At 59.5% G+C, this 21793-nt stretch carries 24 protein-coding genes and 1 pseudogene; 8 read left to right on the forward strand and 17 right to left on the reverse strand.

Annotated features, from left to right (window positions below):
* Positions 1-368 precede the first annotated feature (368 nt).
* Together H0241_RS08215 and H0241_RS08220 are read left to right on the forward strand one after the other, a co-directional pair.
* Complete coding sequence (locus H0241_RS08215; RefSeq protein ID WP_181056939.1) at positions 369-950, forward strand: hypothetical protein; 582 nt, start codon at positions 369-371, stop codon at positions 948-950.
* 140 nt (positions 951-1090) lie between these two features.
* Positions 1091-2080, forward strand: coding sequence for a hypothetical protein (locus H0241_RS08220; protein ID WP_181056940.1), 990 nt, complete (start codon positions 1091-1093; stop codon positions 2078-2080).
* Positions 2081-2190: 110 nt separating this feature from the next.
* Here the strand turns inward: H0241_RS08220 and H0241_RS36210 are convergent, their stop codons facing one another.
* From H0241_RS36210 to H0241_RS08250, 6 genes are all read right to left on the reverse strand, one after another.
* Positions 2191-2487 carry a hypothetical protein gene (locus tag H0241_RS36210; RefSeq protein WP_181056941.1) on the reverse strand — a complete coding sequence of 99 codons (297 nt, stop codon included), beginning with the start codon at positions 2485-2487 and terminating at the stop codon, positions 2191-2193.
* A 45-nt stretch (positions 2488-2532) separates the two neighbouring features.
* Positions 2533-2958, reverse strand: a complete 426-nt coding sequence (locus H0241_RS36590; RefSeq protein WP_181056942.1) for a hypothetical protein — start codon at positions 2956-2958, stop codon at positions 2533-2535.
* A 43-nt stretch (positions 2959-3001) separates the two neighbouring features.
* Positions 3002-3574, reverse strand: a complete 573-nt coding sequence (locus H0241_RS08235; RefSeq protein WP_210284819.1) for a hypothetical protein — start codon at positions 3572-3574, stop codon at positions 3002-3004.
* The gene (locus tag H0241_RS08240) at positions 3546-4199 is read right to left on the reverse strand and encodes a hypothetical protein (RefSeq protein WP_181056944.1); all 654 of its coding nucleotides are present in this window, start codon (positions 4197-4199) and stop codon (positions 3546-3548) included. Before H0241_RS08240 ends, H0241_RS08235 begins: the two co-directional genes overlap by 29 nt.
* Positions 4200-4384: 185 nt before the next feature.
* Complete coding sequence (locus tag H0241_RS08245) at positions 4385-5101, reverse strand: pentapeptide repeat-containing protein (RefSeq protein WP_181056945.1); 717 nt, start codon at positions 5099-5101, stop codon at positions 4385-4387.
* A 424-nt stretch (positions 5102-5525) separates the two neighbouring features.
* The gene (locus H0241_RS08250) at positions 5526-5744 is read right to left on the reverse strand and encodes a hypothetical protein (RefSeq protein ID WP_181056946.1); all 219 of its coding nucleotides are present in this window, start codon (positions 5742-5744) and stop codon (positions 5526-5528) included.
* A gap of 392 nt (positions 5745-6136) precedes the next feature.
* Between H0241_RS08250 and H0241_RS08255 the strand changes: the two genes are divergently transcribed.
* The 3 genes from H0241_RS08255 to rimO all read left to right on the forward strand — a co-directional run bounded on the left by H0241_RS08255 (position 6137) and on the right by rimO (position 8824).
* Positions 6137-6544, forward strand: a complete 408-nt coding sequence (locus tag H0241_RS08255; protein WP_181056947.1) for a DUF930 domain-containing protein — start codon at positions 6137-6139, stop codon at positions 6542-6544.
* Positions 6545-6708: 164 nt separating this feature from the next.
* On the forward strand, positions 6709-7368 hold the full coding sequence (locus H0241_RS08260; protein WP_181056948.1) for a TerC family protein: 660 nt from the start codon (positions 6709-6711) through the stop codon (positions 7366-7368).
* A gap of 142 nt (positions 7369-7510) precedes the next feature.
* Positions 7511-8824 carry a 30S ribosomal protein S12 methylthiotransferase RimO gene (gene rimO, locus H0241_RS08265; protein ID WP_181056949.1) on the forward strand — a complete coding sequence of 438 codons (1314 nt, stop codon included), beginning with the start codon at positions 7511-7513 and terminating at the stop codon, positions 8822-8824.
* 75 nt (positions 8825-8899) lie between these two features.
* Here the strand turns inward: rimO and H0241_RS08270 are convergent, their stop codons facing one another.
* On the reverse strand, positions 8900-9343 hold the full coding sequence (locus H0241_RS08270) for a hypothetical protein (protein ID WP_181056950.1): 444 nt from the start codon (positions 9341-9343) through the stop codon (positions 8900-8902).
* Between the two features lie 230 nt (positions 9344-9573).
* Here H0241_RS08270 and H0241_RS08275 point away from each other — a divergent pair, with 230 nt between their 5' ends.
* Positions 9574-10677, forward strand: a complete 1104-nt coding sequence (locus H0241_RS08275; protein WP_181056951.1) for an acyltransferase family protein — start codon at positions 9574-9576, stop codon at positions 10675-10677.
* A gap of 45 nt (positions 10678-10722) precedes the next feature.
* Here the strand turns inward: H0241_RS08275 and H0241_RS08280 are convergent, their stop codons facing one another.
* The 8 genes from H0241_RS08280 to H0241_RS08315 all read right to left on the reverse strand — a co-directional run bounded on the left by H0241_RS08280 (position 10723) and on the right by H0241_RS08315 (position 19021).
* The gene (locus tag H0241_RS08280; RefSeq protein WP_181056952.1) at positions 10723-11790 is read right to left on the reverse strand and encodes a BMP family ABC transporter substrate-binding protein; all 1068 of its coding nucleotides are present in this window, start codon (positions 11788-11790) and stop codon (positions 10723-10725) included.
* Between the two features lie 50 nt (positions 11791-11840).
* Positions 11841-12761 carry an ABC transporter permease gene (locus H0241_RS08285; RefSeq protein WP_181056953.1) on the reverse strand — a complete coding sequence of 307 codons (921 nt, stop codon included), beginning with the start codon at positions 12759-12761 and terminating at the stop codon, positions 11841-11843.
* Entirely contained in the window at positions 12761-13885 is a 1125-nt protein-coding gene (locus H0241_RS08290) for an ABC transporter permease (protein WP_181056954.1), read from the reverse strand. The genes H0241_RS08285 and H0241_RS08290 overlap by 1 nt, the downstream gene beginning before the upstream one ends.
* Complete coding sequence (locus tag H0241_RS08295; RefSeq protein ID WP_181056955.1) at positions 13882-15459, reverse strand: ABC transporter ATP-binding protein; 1578 nt, start codon at positions 15457-15459, stop codon at positions 13882-13884. The genes H0241_RS08290 and H0241_RS08295 overlap by 4 nt, the downstream gene beginning before the upstream one ends.
* A 210-nt stretch (positions 15460-15669) precedes the next feature.
* Positions 15670-16647: a quinone oxidoreductase family protein gene (locus H0241_RS08300; RefSeq protein WP_181056956.1), complete on the reverse strand. Its 978-nt coding sequence runs from the start codon at positions 16645-16647 to the stop codon at positions 15670-15672.
* A gap of 18 nt (positions 16648-16665) precedes the next feature.
* A complete protein-coding gene (gene pcsA / locus H0241_RS08305) occupies positions 16666-17502 on the reverse strand; it encodes a phosphatidylcholine synthase (RefSeq protein WP_181056957.1) in 837 nt (278 codons plus the stop codon).
* Complete coding sequence (locus tag H0241_RS08310; protein ID WP_181056958.1) at positions 17499-18113, reverse strand: DUF1326 domain-containing protein; 615 nt, start codon at positions 18111-18113, stop codon at positions 17499-17501. Before H0241_RS08310 ends, pcsA begins: the two co-directional genes overlap by 4 nt.
* 14 nt (positions 18114-18127) lie before the next feature.
* Positions 18128-19021: a DUF2182 domain-containing protein gene (locus tag H0241_RS08315; RefSeq protein ID WP_181056959.1), complete on the reverse strand. Its 894-nt coding sequence runs from the start codon at positions 19019-19021 to the stop codon at positions 18128-18130.
* A gap of 102 nt (positions 19022-19123) precedes the next feature.
* On the opposite strand from H0241_RS08315, the gene H0241_RS08320 reads away from it, so the two are divergent.
* Positions 19124-20332 (forward strand): UbiH/UbiF family hydroxylase, encoded by a 1209-nt coding sequence (locus H0241_RS08320; RefSeq protein ID WP_181056960.1) that lies wholly within the window; start codon positions 19124-19126, stop codon positions 20330-20332.
* Between the two features lie 46 nt (positions 20333-20378).
* Here the strand turns inward: H0241_RS08320 and H0241_RS08325 are convergent.
* A pseudogene (locus tag H0241_RS08325) lies at positions 20379-20522 on the reverse strand (AEC family transporter); the annotation flags it as partial.
* Between the two features lie 224 nt (positions 20523-20746).
* On the opposite strand from H0241_RS08325, the gene hspQ reads away from it, so the two are divergent.
* Complete coding sequence (gene hspQ / locus H0241_RS08330; protein ID WP_023668971.1) at positions 20747-21070, forward strand: heat shock protein HspQ; 324 nt, start codon at positions 20747-20749, stop codon at positions 21068-21070.
* 73 nt (positions 21071-21143) lie between these two features.
* Here the strand turns inward: hspQ and H0241_RS08335 are convergent, their stop codons facing one another.
* On the reverse strand, positions 21144-21770 hold the full coding sequence (locus H0241_RS08335) for an invasion associated locus B family protein (protein WP_181056961.1): 627 nt from the start codon (positions 21768-21770) through the stop codon (positions 21144-21146).
* Positions 21771-21793: the final 23 nt, after the last annotated feature.

Here is a 21793-nt window from a genome sequence, read left to right on the forward strand (position 1 = left end):
ACGACCGCTGTCCTACTCAAAGGGACTGCTGCGCGGCACCTAAATTGTTCGGAGTCCGATGCGACGCGCGTAATTTCACCGCCCTATCCAAAGATAGTTCTCGCCGGCCTGGACGTGGCGCTTGGCGATCTGCGCGAATGGCACCGGCTGCGAGCTTGGTGCAAGAACTGTTCGCATCTTGCGGACGTAAAGTCTGCCGCCTTAATCAAGCGATACGGAAAGGATGCGCTTTTTAGCACGGTCGAGAGGGCACTATCCTGCACCAGCTGCGAGCGTGGCGGGCCAGTCCGTTTGGAAATTCACAAGGTCCGCCAAGCAACGCTTTCGGGCGCAAGGAAGTCGTGCTTTGATTGAAGGACATCAGATTGATGAACCCGGAAGAGAAGGTCATGCGCTCGTATTTGGCCGGCATGCTTGCGGTGGGCATTTTCCTCGCGTTCACCGTGGCTCCCTCTGATGCAGGTGAAGATCATTCTTCACTAGATAGCGAATTCAACAAACTCGCAGGCGCCTATCTGTGTATGGGCGAAGCGGCAGGCGGTGTACGCTACGAACCTGCCACCAGGACATGGAGTGGCGCCGTCTTTAATGTTGAAGAAGATCGTTTCGTTGTCGAATTGAAATACGAAGGAGAGACCAAAGTTGACAATATTTTAGGTGGGCGACATTTAGTAGGAGAATTTGACGTTAAGATAAAGAAATTTGGAGAAGTGAGCGGTGAACCTTGTTTGCCAGAATCTCCTGTTGATTCCGATTTCTTTAAGCCAATTCGGATGAATTTCTTTGGAAAGCTTCGATGCAGCTTAGTTTCTCCGCACTACACAATCTATGACCTCAACCTGGAGTCACTGCGATATATGGAGATATACACCGGAGATTTTACCGATGGTAAGGATAAGGAAGGAGAAACCCCCAACATGACGGTTGGAAAGTGTACCAAGATTGACTGAAAAATCGTGCCAATGCACTTAAATGGGCCGCCCGCCACAGTCAGTGCGGAGAACCCCTCCGCCCCCTATCTGACTTTCAAAGACAATCTAACCCGACCAACCAAATCGACTAACCAATTCGACGTTTTCGGAGCCACAGTATGGATGTTCATAAAATCCTTTCCGACAAGATTGAGCGTCTACCAATAGGCGACCACACGGAGGGGATTAAAGCAGTTCTTTTCCATATCGGGACCGCTGTGCGGCACCTCCAGCGTGGCCAGGCCGAGTCCGATGAAAGCTATTTCACGGATGCCATTTACCGTTGCAATCAAGCTTTTGAGGGCAGCATCAAGGAGGCTTACAGAGTGTTAGCGGCGGAAAATCCTGAAAAGAAGACGCCCGCCGAGATCGAAATATTTCTCCAAAATGGAAAATTGCTAAAGAAAAGAGTACTCGATCTGTTCTCGAATTATAGGAGAGAGTGGCGCAACCCGTCTACGCACGATTACAAGCTCCTATTTCATGAAGATGAATCTTTGCTAGCTATAGTGTCTGTCACCGTTTTCGCTATTGTTCTTTGCGATCAGATATTGACGAAGCTTACTTTTGAATCATCGAGGGCAGATGTAGTCGAGTCGAGCGTGCCAGAAGAGATAAAAGGAGACCTGCTCAGTTTCGTGGCAGAGAAGATTCGGGCATTCGCGTCCAATTATGTCGTGAAGCCTGATGATGTCACTACGCTGTCAAGCAGCTACGCGGAGATAGAGGGTGCTATTGGAGGGTTTCTTTCGGCCGAGTTCGCAAAAATCAGTGGGCTGTCAATCCTCCTAAGTCCGGTCTTGGATGACAGGTATGAAGCCGATCTATTGGTTTCTTTGGGTGGAGAGCATATCGCACTGGAGATAAGGTCTCTTCACGGCAGGGTGCCTATAAGCTCGATTTATGAGTTGTCGACATCTAAAGTAAGAAGCCTTTTGCAGAAGAATAGAAAGGTTACGGGCGTAGTTATGCTATTCTATAACGCTCAAGAAGCTGACTATATAATTGGTGGCGGGTCGGCAACGGGATTTGGTGCGAACGTTAGAGTTGTTATGGCTCGTGAGAGTTTTAAAGAGCTTGAACGTCTGTATCCTCCGAAAAAGAGCTGACTCTCAATCGATCCGGCCTTTGAGGTTGTGTCCGCTTGATATTTTCGCCAGCCACGGTTGTACCGCATCTATCGCTGTGCCGGGACAGAAATATTACAGCGTCACCAAAATCACTGAAGCCAAAGGCGAAAGGTGGTTCTGCACTGAAGCGGAAGCGCTTGCGGCCGGCTGGCGGCGATCGCGGAAAGCAAATTTTGCATCTTCAACGCGACGCCGTCTGCGTTTCGGAAATTGTCCTTGCGTCCTGCTCTCGGATAGATTCCTGCCACACGCAGCACGTTCGATAGCTCAATTGCGTCCGAATGGCGTCTATCGATTGGTTTGCCATTGCGGTAGAGTAAATCCAATGCCAGCAACGCTTCGTCGCGCGTCCAATCGGGATTACCAGAGCCTTGCGTTACAGGCATCACAGCCTCCTCAGAGCGGCATTCGCGACTAGCGTAGCTGATATGTCAGGCTTTAGGGTAATCGACCTTCTGCCAACTTTTGTGTGTTTTGTCGTAGTAGGTATCTACAAACTTGAAAGAGTTACGAACCTGATCAAAAAGCCGATGTGCTCCTTCGTACCGCTCATTCGACTTTAGAGTGTCAATTACAGCTTTGGACAGATCGTGTATTTTCTCATGTGGAAAATAACAAGAATCAAGCTTCTTCGCCAATATCAATGAAAATCCTGTCTTCAAATGGAATCCGGCAAGCAGTTTCCTTTCGTCATCGTCGGCCTCAAGTTCGTAGATTTCTTTGTATATGTCATTAACTATTTCTGCTCGAAGGCGATCGAATTTTCCTATCGGAAGGGTAAGAGATCCATTTCTTCTGCTGTCTCTGTAAATAAAGTATCCAATTGCCGTGAAAATAATTATGCTAATAAGACCCATGGTATAATCCCGATATGATTTTGATTGGCGGAATGGGTAAAACCTATTTCGTTTCATCCAGCTGGATGGCCTCTAGCGACGGAATTAGGCTGACCTTCGCAAGCCCTTCCTTGTCGAATCCCACGACGCCTAGCGCCGGTCCGCAGTCCTTCAGCTGAGATGCACTGTCAATTGTCGCAGCCATCTTCTTGGCGTCGAGCACGACTGAACCCAGTACCATCTCTCCAGGCTTCTGGAAAAACGTGGTCCCAATCGGACCATCATTTTTAATCGCTTGTGTGTACAGGGCGACATTCCAACCATTTAGTGCCTTGTCACAGCTTGCAACGAGAGGGTTCTCGTCGGTCGAAGGACTATCTGCGCATTTGTTGTTCGTAGAAATCAATCGCCTTCGATCAAGTTCAAACGAGTCACCGGTGCATGGCTTGAACACCACCGTGTCGCCTGCCCTTGAGACAACCATTCCAATCACGCCGCTCTCGCCCTTGATCTCGTATGGGCCAGCGCTTTTAACAAGCGATATCTTGAAGATATCACTTTGATCCTGTGTCAGCGCAGGAGTAATCGCCACCGCAGCAAGCACGAAACTAACTAGTGCAGACCGTCTTGATAACATCGATATCTTCCCTGATCTTATCAGCTGTATAGACAATGCGACCGTCTTTGCTTACCGCAAATAGGGTGCCGCGATTGCATGGATCAGCCGCGCTTCGACACATCAAAAACATCTGGTCGGGTAGGCCGATAATCTGACGCAAGCGCCTCCCTTTCCGACAGACTTCGTAGAGCACGCTGGCGTCGTCCTCCGGCTTTGACGCGCTTAGCGTCATCACACTTTGTGATTTCCTTCCTCCCCACACATCGTGAGCCATCTCCTGCCCTGCCGCAGTCGCTGCACCCTTGATGACGAAAAGCAAGCACACCAAAAGTATCATTGTTAAAACCACAAAACCGGATGCCCAAGTCTGTCCGGTTTTTGCTTTGTCGTCCGAATGCAACTCAATAAGGAAAGCTGCGAAACCTGAGGCGCCTACCGCTACGATCATCCACAAAACTTTGGAAGATTGAAGCGGGACGAAGGCGTAGACCAGCACCGTTGTAAAACTAATGTCGATTTGGGTCGCGTCGATGCCGAATTCGCCTAGGTATGATGTCAGATAGGCCCAGCCACTGAAATAAACCAAGGCAACCGGAAGGGCTGCAACAACGGCATCAACCAACGCTGCACGGATTGCCCCCACCCCGTCCTCCTGCCCCACTTTAGTTAAGTATACGGGAGAAGGCGCGTCCACAATAGCGGGCGGTCATCAATAAACCATAGTAACCGGCTTGACCTGGGGTGGGACCACATGCCCGGCGATTAACCTATGTAGGCCTATTTTTCTTCAGAGCCGTCAGGCGTGAGCCGCAGTTCGCTTGCCGACAACTATTCCTGCTGGAATTGACAGGGCCAATCTTCGGGCCTCGTCAAGCCAGAAGGCAACTCGGTCCGGGCGTCTCCGCATGCCATGTTGAGCTGCCATTGGGACAGACCCGACGAATTGGAAAGATCGAGGCCCTCGATACGGGTCAGAAAGAAAAAAGCGCGGTCAAAGTCTATCGGCGCGGTGAACGTCGCTCCTCGGAAGTCCGCCCGCGCGAGATTGGCAAACGAAAAGCGGCTGCCGCTGATATCGGCGTCATGGAACTGCGCACGCCCCAATTCCGCCTTTGTGAAATCAACATTGGTCAGATTGGCGTCCTGGAAATTCGAGCGCTGCACTTCCGCGCCCGCAAACACAGCGCCCTGCGCGTCCATACGGCTGAAGTCGGTCCTGTAGGCCTCGATTTTGTCGAACCGGGCGCCTTTGGCGGTCGAGCCGGCCAGGGAAGCACGCACAAGCGTTGCCTTCTCAAAATTTGCCGCAAGGAGATTGCTGTTCCTGAGGTCGGTCGAAGTGAAATCAACACCGAATAGGTTCGCCCCGCTCAGGTCCTGTCCTTCTAGGATGAGAAGCTTTTTGTCACACTCCTGCCAATTGACGCCAGGCGCGGCGGCTGCGTCGCAATTTTGAGCGGCAGTGGCGTTCTGCCAAGCAAATACAATGCAAACCGCTAGAACCAAGCCGGATGCGCCGTAAGCTCTGGTTCGTCTCAAAGTCATTGTTGCTGAACCTCTCTGCTACTCGCCGACAATCAACGTTACCACATCTGCTGACACTGGGAGCGACTTCGACCATGCATCCAGAGTGGGCTTCGGCCCCGCCAACCAGCCTTGACCGGCAACTGTGGTGAAGATTCGCCGCGCAGCGCGTCAACCAGTTCGTCGAAGCGCTGCCTCTGATCCTTGGTAAGTTTGATCTGGCCCTCTCCCCTCTGACTGCGATCGCTCTGCTTCTCTTCTTCTACCACCAGTGTAGCAGGAGGCGTGCCTTCTCCCATGCCTCTGCGCTCGCTGGGCCGCGGTCGGGCCACTCGCGCTCGTAACCCGGCTTCGAGCCGAGATAGCCGATCGCATTGTTCACTGAAATGAAAAAGCCCAGCGCGGTGGCTGGGCTCTCCAAAGTACTCCGAACCGGGAATAGTTTTCAGTTACGGTTCGGTGGCTTGTAGCTCTCCCACCGCGATAGATCGGTCTCGATGTCGAAGCGGGACGCCTCGAAGTTGGGGCCGCTGATGACCTTGTTTTTGCCGTCGATCAGCCGATACAGCTCGTCGTTCTCGACATCGTCGACAGGGCGGGTCGATCGCACCACCCGCAGCCATAGCGATCGTGCTCGATCGCAAACGTCCTTGACCCGGCTCATTTCTTCCTCCCGTCAGTCTCCGTGCTGGTCGAGGTTTTCACCGCACACGCGGTCCCGGCCGGGGCCTGCCCGGGGTCGATCGGTGCGCTCAGCGTGCGCCTGATCTGTGATCCCGTCAATGTCATCGCATCCAGATCGCGTCGTCCGAGACCGGATATTTGAAGTGCTGCTGGTAGTCGGATCGTCTCCTTGAACCCGCGATTCAAGGCGCAACAGCTAATTTAGTTCCGGAACATTTTAGGCAAATTGAATGTTCGAAGGATATGACGAAATTATCGGACCTTGATCCGCCGATGCGAGGAATTGCCCGGCCAACCTTGTTCGCCTACGGCGATTTCCGGACATATCCCGTTGCCCCAAAATGGCACTCCGGTTGATTCTCGACCCGAAATATGCTCGTTCTCCCGCCCATGAAAAAACTATTCCTTGCGGCCCTGGCGTCGGTGACGCTGGCCTGGCCCGCTCACGCAATGGACGCCGCCTTGCGCGCCGGCTTGCTGAAACTCGATCCGCAGACCCGGCTTGAACAGCGATGCGACGCGGAGGTTCTGGACCGCATCAGCCACGACGATCACAAGTACAAGGCCGACCGTGTCGTCGCCTACGCCTTCGCCACGCCGGAAATGAAGGCCGATGCCATCCGCAGCCCGGGCGCTGCCTTTCGCAGCAAGGGACAATGGTATCGGCTGAAGTTCAAATGCGAGACGGCGCCGGACCACATGGAGGTCCTTCAGTTCCGTTACCGCATCGGCGACGAAATCCCCGAAGCCGACTGGGCGAAGTACAATCTCTACGACTAAGTCCGCTGCGGTTAGAGTTCTCTCAGGCAGAACGGCCCTTCCCCTATTCCTGTGGTTTTTCGGTGCTGGCCTTAGCGGTCTCTTGACGCGCGTGAACCATACACGTTAGGGCGTCGGCATATCCGACGACGAACACGCTGATAGCAGCAAGGGGCCTCCGGTCGATGGACATTTTCAGCGCCGCAAGCATGACGGCCCTCCTCCAGGTCATCGCCATCGATCTGGTGCTTGCCGGCGACAACGCGATCGTCATCGGCCTTGCCGCAGCCGGCCTGCCGGTCGAGCAGCGCAAGAAAGCGATCCTCATCGGCGTCTTGGCGGCAACCGTGCTGCGCATCCTGTTTGCCGCCGTCACCGTCAAGTTGTTGGCAATCGTCGGCCTGCTGCTGGCCGGCGGCATCCTGCTTTTGTGGGTGTGCTGGAAGATGTGGCGCGAACTGCGGACGTCGCATGCCGACGAGCAGGAGGCGACCGAGGCGCTGGCCAATGCCGATCTCGACGGCGACAAGACTGTGGCGACCGGCAAGGCCCGCAAGACGCTCGGCCAGGCAGCGCTGCAGATCGTCGTTGCCGACGTGTCGATGTCGCTCGATAATGTGCTGGCGGTCGCCGGTGCGGCGCGCGATCATTTCCCGGTCCTGGTCATCGGCCTCGTGCTGTCGATCGCCCTGATGGGCCTCGCTGCGAGCTTCATTGCCAGGCTGCTGCACCGCTACCGCTGGATCGCCTATGTCGGCCTGCTGATCATCCTCTATGTCGCGCTGGACATGGTCTATCGCGGCGTTGTCGAGGTCTGGCCGCATGTCAGTCCCGTGGTGAGCTGACGCTGTCGGTCACATAGCTTCTGTAACAGCACGGGTGTCAGCTGGAAGCTGCGGTCGCGTTCGCCGCAGCCGCTGCCCATACCAATGCCGCAATAAGTGTGGTACTGGGCCGCCAATCCCGAAAAACCCGGAACGTTGTCTCATGTCTGCCCCTCGCGTCAGTTTCGTCAGCCTTGGATGCCCGAAGGCCCTTGTGGATTCCGAGCGCATCATCACGCGCCTGCGCGCCGAAGGCTATGAGATCGCGCGCAAGCATGACGGCGCCGACCTCGTCGTCGTCAACACTTGCGGCTTCCTCGATTCAGCCCGCGACGAGTCGCTCAACGCCATCGGTTCCGCGCTTTCGGAAAACGGCAGGGTCATCGTCACCGGCTGCCTTGGCGCCGAGCCGGATGTCATCCGCGAGAAGCACCCCAACGTGCTCGCCATCACCGGCCCGCAGGCCTATGAGAGCGTGATGGCGGCGGTGCATGAGGCGGCCCCGCCAAGCCACGATCCCTATATCGACCTTTTGCCGCCGCAAGGCGTCAAGCTGACGCCGCGCCACTACGCCTATCTCAAGATTTCGGAAGGCTGCAACAACCGCTGCACCTTCTGCATCATTCCGGCACTGCGCGGCGACCTCGTCTCGCGACCGGCGGCCGATGTGCTGCGCGAGGCCGAGAAACTGGCCAGGGCCGGCGTCAAGGAACTGCTGGTCATCTCGCAGGACACCAGCGCCTACGGCATCGACATCAAGTACCAGACGTCGATGTTCGGCGACCGCGAGGTGCGGGCAAAGTTCCTCGACCTGTCGGAGGAGCTGGGCAAGCTCGGCATCTGGGTGCGCATGCACTATGTCTACCCCTACCCGCATGTCGCCGACGTCATCCCGTTGATGGCCGATGGCAAGATCCTCCCCTATCTGGACATCCCCTTCCAGCACGCCTCGCCGCAGGTGCTGAAGAACATGCGCCGTCCCGCCCATGGCGAAAAGACGCTGGAGCGCATCCGCGGCTGGCGCGAAGTGTGCCCGGACCTCGCGATACGCTCGACCTTCATCGTCGGCTTTCCCGGCGAGACGGACGAGGATTTCGAGATGCTGCTCGATTGGCTGGACGAGGCCAAGATCGACCGTGCCGGCTGCTTCAAATACGAGCCGGTCAGGGGCGCCCGTTCCAACGATCTCGGCCTTGAACAGGTGCCGCAGGAGATCAAGGAGGCGCGCTGGCATCGCTTCATGCAGCGCCAACAGAAGATTTCCGCGACGCAGCTGGCCAAGAAGGTCGGCAAGCGCCTGCCGGTGCTGATCGACGAGGCGCATGGCACCTCGGCCAAGGGCCGCACCAAATACGATGCGCCCGAGATCGACGGTTCGGTGCATATCCAGTCGCGCCGCCCACTGCGCCAAGGCGACATCGTCACCGTCAAGATCGACCGCGCCGACGCCTACGACCTCTACGGCTCGGCCGTCTAGAAACCCGCCGAAAGGGCGCCTCCCCGGCGCCCTCCGATTTTTGGCGCACCCCTCGTCAGGCGGTGCTGCACTTCGTCAGAGCTTCACAGATTCCATCGCAGCGAGCGACCGATCGATCGCCTGATTGAGGGTCTTGTCCAGCCGCGTGCCCGCCGATCCAGCCTCCACCACGGACAGCCGTGCGGCAAATCCCAGATGATAGTCCACGAACCATTCGGGATGCGGCTCGGGCTCCGGAATAGGCGGCCACCACGGGGGAAGCTTCGGTAGCTTCGGCCGCGTCGGGCACCAATCGTCGAGGTCGCTCAGCACCGCTTTCATGTCGAGCCCGCCTCGCTCGGCGAACCACGCGGAGCGGACGAATTCGTCGGCGATCGCGGCGCCCAGTTCGTGAGGCGGGAGCGGTTGAGGATTGAGTGCGACTTGCGCGAGTCGCCCCTGTGGTCCGCGCGGGATGACGTCGTAAATGGCTGGAATACGCTTGCCGATAATCGCTAAGAGTTTTTTGTTCAATTGCATAAGACTTTCTCCTGCTGACGTTTGTAACGCCGGCCGAATTCATCTTGGCCGCAAGTTGAACATGAAAGTAAAAGCCATTGGCGTCTGTGAAGGCGGTCACGGAGCCATATCATAGTTCCCGCGCGCCCGGCCCGATGCTATTTACCAAATTTCTCGATAGTTTTGCCCGTTTGCCCCGTTTGGTCGCGGTCCGCGCTATGGTTTCCGGGTTGTAAACGCTGAGACTTCGCATGGACGCCAAACCTGCCCGGCAGGATTACATCGCGACGCTTGACCTGTTGAGGCTGGCGGCGGCGCTGGCTGTGGTGTTCTTCCATTACTTCTTTCGCGGCGCAGCTTCCGAGGGCGCTCTCGCCCAGGGCTATCCGAGCGTGGCGCCGGTTGCGCTCTACGGCTATCTCGGCGTCAATCTGTTCTTCCTGATCAGCGGTTTCGTCATCGCCTGGTCGGCGGAAGGCCGCTTCTGGCAAGAGTTTGCCATTGCGCGTTTCGTGCGGCTCTACCCCGGCTACCTCCTGTGCATGACAATCACCTTCGTCATTATCGCGGCTTTCGGCGCACCGCTGTTTTCAGCTTCTCTCGGCCAGTACGCCGCCAATCTGTCGATGTTTGCGCCGGCGCTCGGCCAACCGTTCATGGACGGCGTCTATTGGTCGATCCTGCTCGAACTGGTCTTCTACGGATGGGTGACGCTGGCTCTCATCGGCGGCGTTTTCCAGAAATGGAAGCTTGGGCTGATCTTCATCTGGCTGGTGATCTCGGCGTCGAACGAGTTCTTCATCGAAAGCCGCGCGGCGAGGCTGCTGTTCATCACTGAGTTCGGTCCGTTCTTCGCCGCCGGCGTGCTCGTCCACCACATCCATGCGCATGGCCGCTCCCTGGCAGCCCTGCTGCTGCTTGGTGCGGCTTTCCTTCTGTCCTGCAGCACGCTGTCCGTGACCCAGCAGTGGATGTTGAATGAATACGGCATTGCCGTTTCGCAGCCGCATCTGGTGATCGCCAATTTCGTCATGCATTCCCTGCTGATCGGTGCGGTCCTGCTGCGCAGATATGTCGTGCCGTCCGCACTGACGCTGGCGCTGGGCGGGTTGACCTACCCGCTTTATCTCCTGCACCAGAAAATCGGCTATATCGCCATCAATGCCGTCGCACCTTTGGTCGGCAAATGGGCTGCAGCCCTGGGCTGTGCCGCGCTTATGGTTCTGATTTCCTGGGCGATCTGGCGGTATTTCGAACGGCCAACCCAGCGCTGGGCCAAGGCATGGATCGGCCGCGCCATTGATGCCGCACTCGCGCGGTTTCGTGGTACCTCCGGGGCGCAAGTCGCAGAATGAAAAGGGCGCCATGAGGCGCCCTTTTTGTTTCGCGTTTTCCGTTGCTTATTGCGGCAACTTGTCGTCGACGCCCTTCACATAAAAATTCATGCCGAGCAGCGTGCCGTCGTCGGCGACTTCGCCGTCCTTCAGCCACGGCGTGCCGTCCTGCTTGGCGACCGGTCCGGTGAATGGGTTCCAGCCGTCGGAAATCTTCTTGGTGGTCGCCTCGGCCATAGCCTTCACATCGTCGGGCATGTTGGTGAAGGGCGCGAGCTTGACGGCGCCGTCCTTGATGCCCAGCCAGACATTGTCCGGCTTCCAGGTGCCGTCCAGCGCCGCCTGGACGCGGCTGATGTAGTATGGACCCCATTCGTCGGTGAGCGAGGTCAACTGCGCGTTCGGCGCGAACTTGATCATGTCCGAGGACTGGCCGAAGCCGTGCAGCTTGCGCTCTTCCGCCACCTGCAGCGCTGCGGTGGAATCGGTGTGCTGGACGACGATGTCGGCGCCCTGGTCGAACAGCGCCTTGGCGGCATCGGCTTCCTTGCCGGGATCGAACCACGAGTTCACCCAAACGATCTTGGCCTTGAAGTTCGGGTTGATCGACTGCGCGCCGAGCATGAAGGAATTGATGCCCATCACCACTTCCGGGATCGGGAAGGAAACGATATAGCCGGCGACACCGGCCTTCGATTCCTTGGCGGCGATCTGGCCGAGCACGTAGCGGCCCTCGTAGAAGCGCGCATTGTAGATGCCGAGATTGTCACCGGTCTTGTAGCCGGTGGCGTGCTCGAACATGACCTTTGGGAATTTCTTGGCGACCTTCACTTCCGGATCCATGAAGCCGAAGGAGGTGCCGAAGATGATCTTGCAGCCCTCGCGCGCCAGACGCTCGAAAGCGCGGTCGGCATCGGGGCCTTCCGAGACGTTTTCGAGATAAGCGGTCTCGACCTTGTCGCCGAGCGCCTTCTCCACTTCGAGACGGCCCTGGTCGTGCTGGTAGGAATAGCCGAAATCGCCGATCGGGCCGGTGTAGACCCAGCACGCCTTCAGCTTGTCGGCGGCCTGCGCCGACGCCGCCAATGACATGGCGGCGGTTGTGGTCATAAGAGCAATAAGCAGTCTTTTCATTGTGTTACCTCTCTGAGTTTAGCCTTGGAGCTTCCCGTTTGTTTTTGTTGTCAACGATCCGGAACGAATGGCTGCCCCAAGGAAGCCGGCGTGTTCATCATCGTCAGACGCTTGTTGCGCGAGATTAGAACGAGAACCACGACGGTTGCCAGATAGGGCAGAGAAGAAAGCAGTTGCGAAGGCACCGGAATGCCAAAAGCCTGTGCATGAAGCTGGCCGATCCAGACCGCGCCGAAGATGTAGGCGCCGGCCAGCACCCGCCACGGCCGCCAGGAGGCAAAGACCACCAGCGCCAGCGCGATCCAGCCGCGCCCGGCGCTCATGTTCTCCACCCATTGCGGGGTATAGACCAGCGAAAGATGGCCACCGGCTAGGCCGGCGCAGGCGCCGCCGAAAATGACCGAGAGATAACGGTAGCGGATGACCTTGATGCCGAGCGCGTGCGCCGATGTGTGGCTGTCGCCGATCGAGCGCAGCGTGAGGCCGGTGCGGGTCTTGAACAGGAACCACATGACGGCGGCGGTGAGCGCGATCGAGATGTAGAAGATGGGATCCTGGCCGAACAGCAGCCTGCCCACCACGGGAATGTCGGTCAGCACCGGAATGTAGAGGTTTGGCAGCCTTTCGCCTGGCTGGCCAACGAAGCTCGTCCCCATCATGCCGGACAGGCCGAGGCCAAGCAGCGTCAGTGACAGGCCGGTCGCCACCTGGTTGGTGGCGAGCGACAGCGTCATGACCGCAAACAGCAGTGAGAACACCGCGCCCATGGCGATTGCCGCCAATAGACCGATCCACGGCGATCCCGTGAGATAGCCGGCGCCGAAACCGCCGACAGCGCCCATGATCATCATGCCTTCGACGCCGAGGTTCAGCACGCCGGAGCGCTCGACCACCAGTTCGCCGATGGCCGCGATCAGTAGCGGCGTCGCCGCCGTCGCGATGGTCAAAAGGATGTTGACGGTGATGTCCATCAGCGGGCTTCCTTCAGCTTTGGCGCAGCGTTGAGTTTCGCCGCGCCGTTTGCCAGCGCAACACCGACGAGGCGAATGCGGTAGTGGATGAGCGTGTCGCAGCCGAGCACGAAGAACAGCAGCATGCCCTGGAACACGCGCGCGACCTTGTCGGAGATGCCGAGCGCACTCTGCACCGCCTCGCCGCCGAGATAGGTCAGCGCCAGCACCAGGCCGGCGGCAACGATGCCAAGCGGATTGAGCCGGCCGAGGAAGGCGACGATGATGGCGGTAAAGCCGTAGCCGGGCGATATCACCGGTTGCAGCTGGCCGATGGCGCCTGAGACTTCCGAAATGCCGGCAAGGCCTGCCAGCGCTCCCGACAGCAGGAAGGCGAAGAACACCATGCGGTTGAGGCCGAAGCCGGCAAAGCGCCCTGCCCGAGGGCTGGAGCCGAGCACGCGGACTTCAAAACCCTTGAGCAAGCGGCTCATCAGCACCCAGATCAGCACAGCGGCGATCAGCGCGAAGACAAAACCCCAATTGGCGCGGCCGGCATCCGGCATCAGTTCCGGCAGGACGGCCGAGTCATTGAACTGGATGGTCTGCGGAAAGCCATGGCCCTGCGGATCGCGCCAGGGACCACGCACAAGCCAGTCGAGGAAGAGCTGGGCGACATAGACCAGCATCAGGCTGGTCAGGATCTCGTTGGTGCCGAAACGCGTCTTCAGCAAGGCCGGGATCGCCGCGTAGGCGGCGCCGCCGACCATGCCGAACAAAAGCATCAGCGGCAGCACAAGCGGGCCTTCGAACCCAGGGAAGAGCACCGGGATGGCCGAGCCGAAAATGCCGCCGAGAATGAACTGGCCCTCGGCACCGATGTTCCAGATGTTGGCCTTGTAACAGACCGACAGGCCGACCGCGATCAGGATCAGCGGTGCGGCCTTGATCGCCAGCTCATGCAGCTGCCAGACCTGGCTGATCGGTTCGATGAAGTAGATTTCGAATGCATTCAACGGGTTGACGCCAAGCAGCGCGAAGAGAATCGCGCCGGCGATGATCGTCAGGGCGAAGGCGATGAAGGGCGACAGCGCTGAAAACAGCATCGAGCGCTGTGGGCGTTTGACGAGTTCGAGGCGCATCATGCGGTCTCCAGAACATGTTCGGCGTGGCCGGGCTCGGCGCCGCCCATCAACAGGCCGATCTTTTCGAATGTGGCGTCGGCGATCGGCAGTGGTTTCGACAATTCGCCATTGTGCATGACCGCGATCGCGTCCGAGATTTCGAACAGTTCGTCGAGGTCCTGGCTGATCACCAGCACCGCCGAGCCGCTGCGCGCCAGTTCGATCAGCGCTTGGCGGATATGGGCGGCGGCGCCGGCGTCGACACCCCATGTCGGCTGGTTGACGACCATGACGGCAGGACTGCGGTCGAGTTCGCGACCGACGATGAATTTCTGCAGATTGCCACCAGAAAGAGCTGCGGCTTCCGGATCGGGCGCGCTCTTGCGCACATCCATCGCCACGATGATGCGTTGGGCGGCGGCATAGACCGCAGCGCTTTTGACCGCGCCGCCGGTGCCGACAAAAACCTTGCCGTCAGTGGCGTGGCGCGACAGGAGCAGATTTTCCGACAACTTCATGCGTGGCGCCGCACCGTGGCCGAGACGTTCTTCCGGCACGAAGGCAGCACCCATCAGCCGCCGGCCGGTGATTGAGAGCGCGCCGGCATCCTTGCCGCGGATGCGCACGGACGCAGCGTCCTGCTGCAGCACCTCGCCGGAGACGGATTCGAAGAACTCACCCTGGCCGTTGCCGGCGACACCGGCAATGCCGATGACCTCGCCGGCGCGCACATTGAGATTGATGTTCTTCAGCGGGATCGAGAACGGCGTTGCCGGCTTGCGGCTGAGCGCGCGGATCTCGAGCAGCGGCGCGGCGGTCTCGATGCCCTCGGCCGGAGCGCGCACCACGGCTTTCACCTCGTTGCCGACCATCATGCGGGCCAGCGACGAAGCGGTTTCCTCGCGCGGGTTGCAATGACCGACGACCTTGCCGTGACGCAGCACGGTGGCGCGGTCGCAGATGCGTTTGACCTCTTCCAGCCGGTGCGAAATGTAGAGGATGGATTTCCCCTCCGAGCGCAGGCGCTCCAGCGTCTCGAACAGCTTGTCGGCTTCCTGAGGCGTCAGCACCGAGGTCGGCTCGTCGAGGATGATGAGCTGCGGCGTCTGCAAGAGGCAGCGGATGATCTCGATGCGCTGGCGTTCGCCGACCGAGAGATCGCCGACCAGCGAGTCCGGATCGAGCGGCAGGCCATAGCTGAAGGAGAGCGCCCTCGCCTTGGCGGCGATCGAGCTGATCGGCGAGCCGTCATCCAGCGACAGCGCGATGTTCTCGGCCGCGGTCAGCGCCTCGAACAGCGAAAAGTGCTGGAACACCATGCCGATGCCGAGCTTCTTCGCCATGCCCGGGCTGGTGATCCGCACCGCCTCGCCGTTCCAGAATATCTCGCCGGAATTGGGCTCCAGCGAACCGAACAGCATCTTGACCAGCGTCGACTTGCCGGCGCCGTTTTCGCCGAGCAGCGCGTGGATCTCGCCTTTGGCGATGTTGAGGTCGATATGATCGCACGCGGTCAGCGTGCCGAATATCTTGGTCAGGCCACGAACCTCAAGCAGGTTCGCTCCATCATGATCTGCACTCACAGTGCCTCCCATCCGGTTTCCGGATATGTTCTGTGTTCCCGCCAGCATGGTATGCGCTGGCTGCTCTCGTGCGAAAGCAGCACCCACCTTGAAAGAGCTTCAAGAATTTCAGCGGAAACTCAAGGGCTAAAGATAAGCCTGTTTCGCACAAGAAAGTAGCCGGCCGATTTTTCATGCAGACTGTGCGTGCCGCCACGGCAAAGCGCTGAAAAGCAAGGCAAGTCAGGGAACCAGTATGGTCGTGCCCGTGGTCTTGCGCCCTTCGAGATCGGCTTGCGCCTTGCCGGCGTCCTTCAGCGCATAGCGCTGGTTGATCTTGATCTCGACCGCGCCGCTCAGCACCACGTCAAAGAGTGCCGCGGCGGAGATTTCGAGATCCTCACGTTTTGCGTTGTAGACGAACAGCGTCGGCCTGGTGACGAACAGCGAGCCCTTCTGTGCCAGGAGCGACATCGGGAATGGCGGGATCGGCCCCGAGGACTGACCGAAGGAGACGAACATGCCGAGCGGCCTGAGGCAGTCGAGCGAGGCCGGGAATGTGTCGTTGCCGACCGAATCGTAGACGACGTCGCATTTTTTGCCGCCGGTGATGGCGGCGACGCCGGCGACGAAATCCTGCTCCTTGTAATTGATGACATGGTCGAAGCCATGCGCCTTGGCGAGTTCGATCTTGTCGGTTGAGCTGGCCGTGCCGATGACGGTCGCGCCGAGATGTTTCGCCCATTGTCCCAGGATCAGCCCGACGCCGCCGGCTGCGGCATGGAACAGGATGGTGTCGCCCGCTTTCACCTTGAACGTGCGGCGCAGCAGGTACTCCGCCGTCATGCCTTTCAGCATCATGCCGGCGGCCTGTTCGTCGCTAATGCCGTCCGGCACCTTGACGACGCGGTCGGCGGCGACGACGCGCTGTTCGGCATAGGCGCCGACATTGACGGCATAGGCGATGCGGTCGCCGGGCTTCAGCCAGTCGACGCCCGTGCCGACCTCAAGAACCACGCCGGCCGCTTCGCCGCCGGGTATCAGCGGAAAACCGCCGGGCGGCGGATAAAGGCCGGTGCGATGATAGACATCGATGAAATTGAGGCCGATCGCGGTGTGCCTGACCAGGATCTGCCCCGCGCCGGGCTGCCCCGGATCGGCATCCTCGTAGGTCAGGACTTCCGGACCGCCATGGGCGTGGATACGGATCGCTTTGGACATTTCTGGGCTTTCCTGCGGTCAGGCTTTCTTGCTGTCAGTCGGCGGCTTGGCGCCGAGCTTTGGGAAGAACTGCATGATACCGCCGATGCAGGCGAGGTAAAGCCCGGTGACGGTGATGCCGACCTTGGTGAAGATGCTGACCTGTTCGCCGAGAACGCCGATCTGGTCGTAGAAAGCGGCAAGCGCCGCCTGCGCCAGCGCCAGCGCGCCGAAAGCGCACCATAGCAGCGTCATGCCAAGGTTGATCGGCCGCAGCCGCACCACCCGCACCGGATGGATGAAGTTGATCGGTACGAAGGTGAGGATACCCGCTGCCACGACGACGCCGAAGGACACCCATTGCCCCGGCTCGATGACGAACAGGGTGAACACCACCATGTTCCAGACCACCGGAAAGCCCTTGAAGAAGTTCTCCTTCGTCTTCATGCCGGTGTCGGCATAGTAGATGGCGCTGGAGACAACGATGATGGCGGCCGACAGGAACGACAGCCGCTCACCCATGAAGCCGCGCTGGTAGAGCGCGAAGGCTGGGATCAGCACATAGGTGACATAGTCGATGATGTTGTCGAGGAGTTCGCCCGACCATGTCGGCAGGATCTCCTTGACCTCGAGCTTTCGGGCGATCGGGCCGTCGATACCGTCGACGAACAGCGCCAGACCCAGCCACCAGAACATCGCCGTCCAGCGTTCCTCACTTGCCGCCACCAGCGACAGGAAGGCCAGGAACGAGCCCGACGCGGTCAACAGATGCACCGAGAACGCCCGCGCCTGCGGCCAGGTGACCTTCTTCTTCGGGCGCGGAATCCGATCGGTGATCTTCTCGGCGATTTGCCTGGCCCTTGTGTTCTTGCTCACGGGCCCCGCCAATCCAGCTTACAGATTTCGGCCGAGCGGCCGGCGAAATTCCAGTTGCGGCCGAAAGCCCGCATCTTGCTCTTGTCGGACCTGGCCACGATGATCTCCGGCGCGATCCAGTATTCCGAATTGCTGATCACGGTATCCTTCTCGCGATCCTTGCCGGGAATCGGTGTCACCGCCCCGTCGATGATCTTCGGTATCTGGAAAATGCGGGTCTTGTCACGCGTCTCGTAGGTGATCGGCACCTGCTCGACGCCGAGGAACTTGCCGACAAGGATGGAGAGCAACGATGTGGTTCCATCGGCCTTGCCGGTGAAGATCCTGGTCAACGCCTTCACCGCGTAGACCGACGCGCGCTTGTCGATGAACAGGCCTGCGGTCCAGTTGCCACGGCTCATATAGCCTGGGATTTCCATGACCAGTCCGAGATTGAGACCAGAAAGGTCGACCTCGCCGAAATGGCCGGCATCGATGCGGAACCCTGCCCAGGTCTGGCAATAGCCCTCGGTTGGCGGATGGCTGCCAAGCGACAGTACGCAAGGGCAAAAAACCGTGCAATTGCAGGAGAGTACGAGCTCTCCTTTCATTGCCCAGCCTTGCTCTGCCATTGAATTCTCCCCCGTCATGCCGAGATTACTAGCAGGGCGACTGCCCAGACAAGCAGTATCGCACCGGCCACCCGGGTAGGAAGCCTGCCGGTGGTCTGTTTTTCGATCAGGGTGAACAGGCCGATCAGCGCCATCCAGAATACGTTCATCGCCCCGACAGCGAACATCACCAGCATCAGCGCCCAGCAACAGCCGAGGCACCACAGCCCTTGCTCCAGCCCGAGCCGGAAGATGCGGCCGGGCTCGGCGCTCCAGTTGGAAAACAGGGTAGCGAAGGGATTCCTGCATTTTGTCAGGCAGGCCTGCTTGAGGTTGTTGAACTGGTAGAGGCCGGCCACCAGCAAAGCGGCTGCCGCGGCAAAGCCGGACACCGGATCGAGCAATCGCGCCGACGACGCAAATGAGTGGACGGCCAGCGTAAGCGTTGCGAAACCGGCCGAAGCGACAAGCCATGTGCAGAGATATCCTGCCGCCAGGATGAGCGGGTGGGCCACCGGCTCGCCCTTGATGCGGGCGGTGTCGGCGATCTCGCAATAGGTGCGGATCATCGGTGCCGCCGATAGCAGCATCGTCGCCACCGCCATCAGGAACCACATCGCGATCAGCGCCAGAAATTGCGCGCCGCCACCATCAAGCGGTGCGGGCGTCAGGCAAAGGCCGAAGAAGCGGTCGAGGACATCCGGCAGCGGCAGCTGCGGCAGGTGTCGCAGGATCAGATCGCCTGGTGCGCCGGCGCCGGGAAGCCGGCTTTCAGCGCCGCGGATTGCCATGGCGCCGAGAATAAACCAGGCGAGCAGAATGCTGCCTGCGATGGCGATGTTGACCGTCAGGCGCGGGCTACGAGCAAGGCTGGCCGTGGCGCGGCCGGCGCGGTCGAGATGGCTGAAATCGTCCTGCTCGCCGGTCATGGCAATCGAATGAGCCTAATCGCCGCGTTGATCAAGCCGCATGGTCTGACCTATATCAATGGATAGACAGGATGGACCTGCATCGCAAACTGGAAGTCCAATTTGGATCATCGGGAGACAGCACGGATACTGGTTGCGGGCAGCGGCCCTGCAGGGCTGATCGCGGCGCTCGGTTTTGCCGAGGCGGGATTTCCGGTGACGCTGGTCGGACCCGAGGCGGGCGGCCCCGATGGCAGGACCACGGCGCTGATGAACCCTGCCCTCAGGATTCTCGATCGGCTGGGCGTGCTGGCTGAACTCGCGCCGAAGGCTGCACCGCTGAAGGTCATGCGCATCGTCGACGCCACCAGCCGGCTGATCCGCAGCCCGGTGGTCACTTTTCGCGCGACGGAGATCGGCGAAGAGCAGTTCGGGTTCAATTTGCCCAACAGCGCGCTCAACCCGGCGCTAGCCAGGGCCGTCGCTGCGAATCCCGATATCGAATGGCTGAAGTCGATGGTCGAGAGTTGGCGCCTGGACGCCGATCAGGCCAATGCCGTTCTGGCGGATGGCCGCGAAGTTTCCGCCTCGCTGGCGGTCGCTGCCGATGGGCGCCTGTCGCCGGCGCGTGAGGCGGCGGGCATAGCCGCGTCGGTGCGATCCTATCCGCAGGCGGCGCTGGTGCTGAATTTCGGCCATCGCAGCGAACACGGCTTCACCTCAACGGAATTCCACACCGAGACCGGGCCGTTCACCCAGGTGCCGCTGCCCGGCAACCGCTCCAGCCTTGTCTGGGTGGTGAAGCCGGAAACGGCAGAAGACCTTGCCGCGCTCGATGATGTGACACTTTCCGAGCGTGTCGAACAGCAGATGCAGTCGATGCTGGGCCGGGTGTCGGTCGAGCCCGGCCGCCAGATCTACCCGCTGTCGGCGGCATCACCGGGGCGCTTCGCGCAGAACCGGGTGGCGCTGGTCGGCGAGGCCGCGCATGTGTTCCCGCCGATCGGCGCCCAAGGTCTCAACCTCGGCATCAGGGACATCGACGATTTGATTGGAATCGCTAGCGAAAATCGCAGCGATCCCGGTGCTGCAAAGGCCCTCGCCGCCTATGATTTCAGACGCCGTCCCGACATTCTGGCGCGCAGTGGCGCGGTCAATCTGCTCAACATGTCGCTGCTGTCCGACATGCTGCCGGCGCAGATGGCGCGCAGCGCCGGGCTCAACGTGCTCGGCAGTTTCGCGCCTTTGCGCGCCTTTTTTATGCGTGAGGGTTTGAAGCCGGGCAGCGGCTTTGCCGCGCTCACTGGCCTAGGGAAACAGGTCCGGCGGTAATATGCCGTGCCGGATCATGTAGAGCAGGCCGGTCACCGTCAGCACAGAACAGGGCAGGAAGCGCGACATAGACGATGAAGGTGTTCATCCAGCCAAGCGCCTCCAGCGGCTGCCTGGTGATGCGAGCGACCAGAAAACCGATGAAAATCAGCCCGAAGAACGGAAGAACAAGACCGACGACGTCAGACATTTTTGCCCTAGCCCGAAACCCCTAAGCCGGGTTAGCCCGTCGCTTCCTCGGACGTCAAGCGCTTCGGCATTGAACTGACACACCGTCTGCGCCAGATAAGGCGTGATACCAGCCCTAAAGTCGGGCTCGATTTTTGGTGACGGCGTGTGTAAATTCAAAGCCTTAGAGCGCGTGCCGTGCATTCCAAGGGACGCCGGACGCTTCAGGGCTTAGTGGTGAGTATGATGAAAACAGCCAAATTCTCGATCGGACAGGTGGTTCGCCACCGGCTGTTTCCATTTCGCGGCATCATTTTCGATGTCGATCCGCAATTTGCCAACACCGACGAATGGTACGAGGCGATCCCGGCCGATGTACGGCCGCGCAAGGACCAGCCGTTCTATCATCTGCTCGCCGAGAATTCGGAAACCGAATACATTGCCTATGTCTCCGAGCAGAACCTGCTTGAGGACCAGTCGGGCGAGCCGGTTCGGCATCCGCAGATCGGTGAGATGTTCGACAAGCGGCCGGACGGGCGCTACGAGCCAAAGCGCCAGTCGAGACATTGACCGCGTCCTGAGCGGGGCGACAAAAAAGCGGGGCATTTGCCCCGCTTTTTTGTATTTTGGAATTTGCTCGAGATCAGTTGGCCGCTTTGGCCTTGTCCTGCTCATCCTTGAGCTTCTTGGCAAAATCCTGGTTGTTCTTGGCAACGAAGTCCTGAAGCTTCTTCTGCCGGTCTTCGATATCGGACTGCTGCAGCGCCGGGCCGTCATAGGCGCCGCTGAAGCCGGTCAGGGCAACCTTGATCGGGTTTGCCTGGTTCTGGAAATTGATCGACGTCAGCGTGATCGCCTGGCCCTTCTTGAAGGAAGCAACAAGCGCGTCGGTCAGCGGCACTTCAGCCACGCAACGGTCGGGGAAGCAGATGACATAGTCGAGCTTCTGCGCCTTGCCGGCGTCAATCTGCAGGCCGATGCCGGGAGGCACCAGACGTCCGGTCGGGACCGTGACCTGGAAAACCTTGCGGTTCACCTTGCCCTTCAGCTCGATCAGGCTGACGCCGGTGACGAGCTGGCCGTTACCGGCGGTGACGATGTTCTGGACATTGCAGATGTCGACATCTTCCTGCTTGGTGCAGGCCTTGAACCAGCCCTGCGGAATCTGTTGCTGCTGTGCCGAAGCGGTGGGAAGTCCGGCGCCCAGAAAGCCGACCACGCCCGCGGCCATGACCGAAAGGCGGTATGCGTTGCTGTTCAGGCTCGTCATGTCGTGCACTTCCTCTCAATTGA

The sequence above is a fragment of the Mesorhizobium neociceri genome, from assembly GCF_013520985.1.
GTDB classification, from domain to species: Bacteria; Pseudomonadota; Alphaproteobacteria; order Rhizobiales; family Rhizobiaceae; genus Mesorhizobium; species Mesorhizobium neociceri.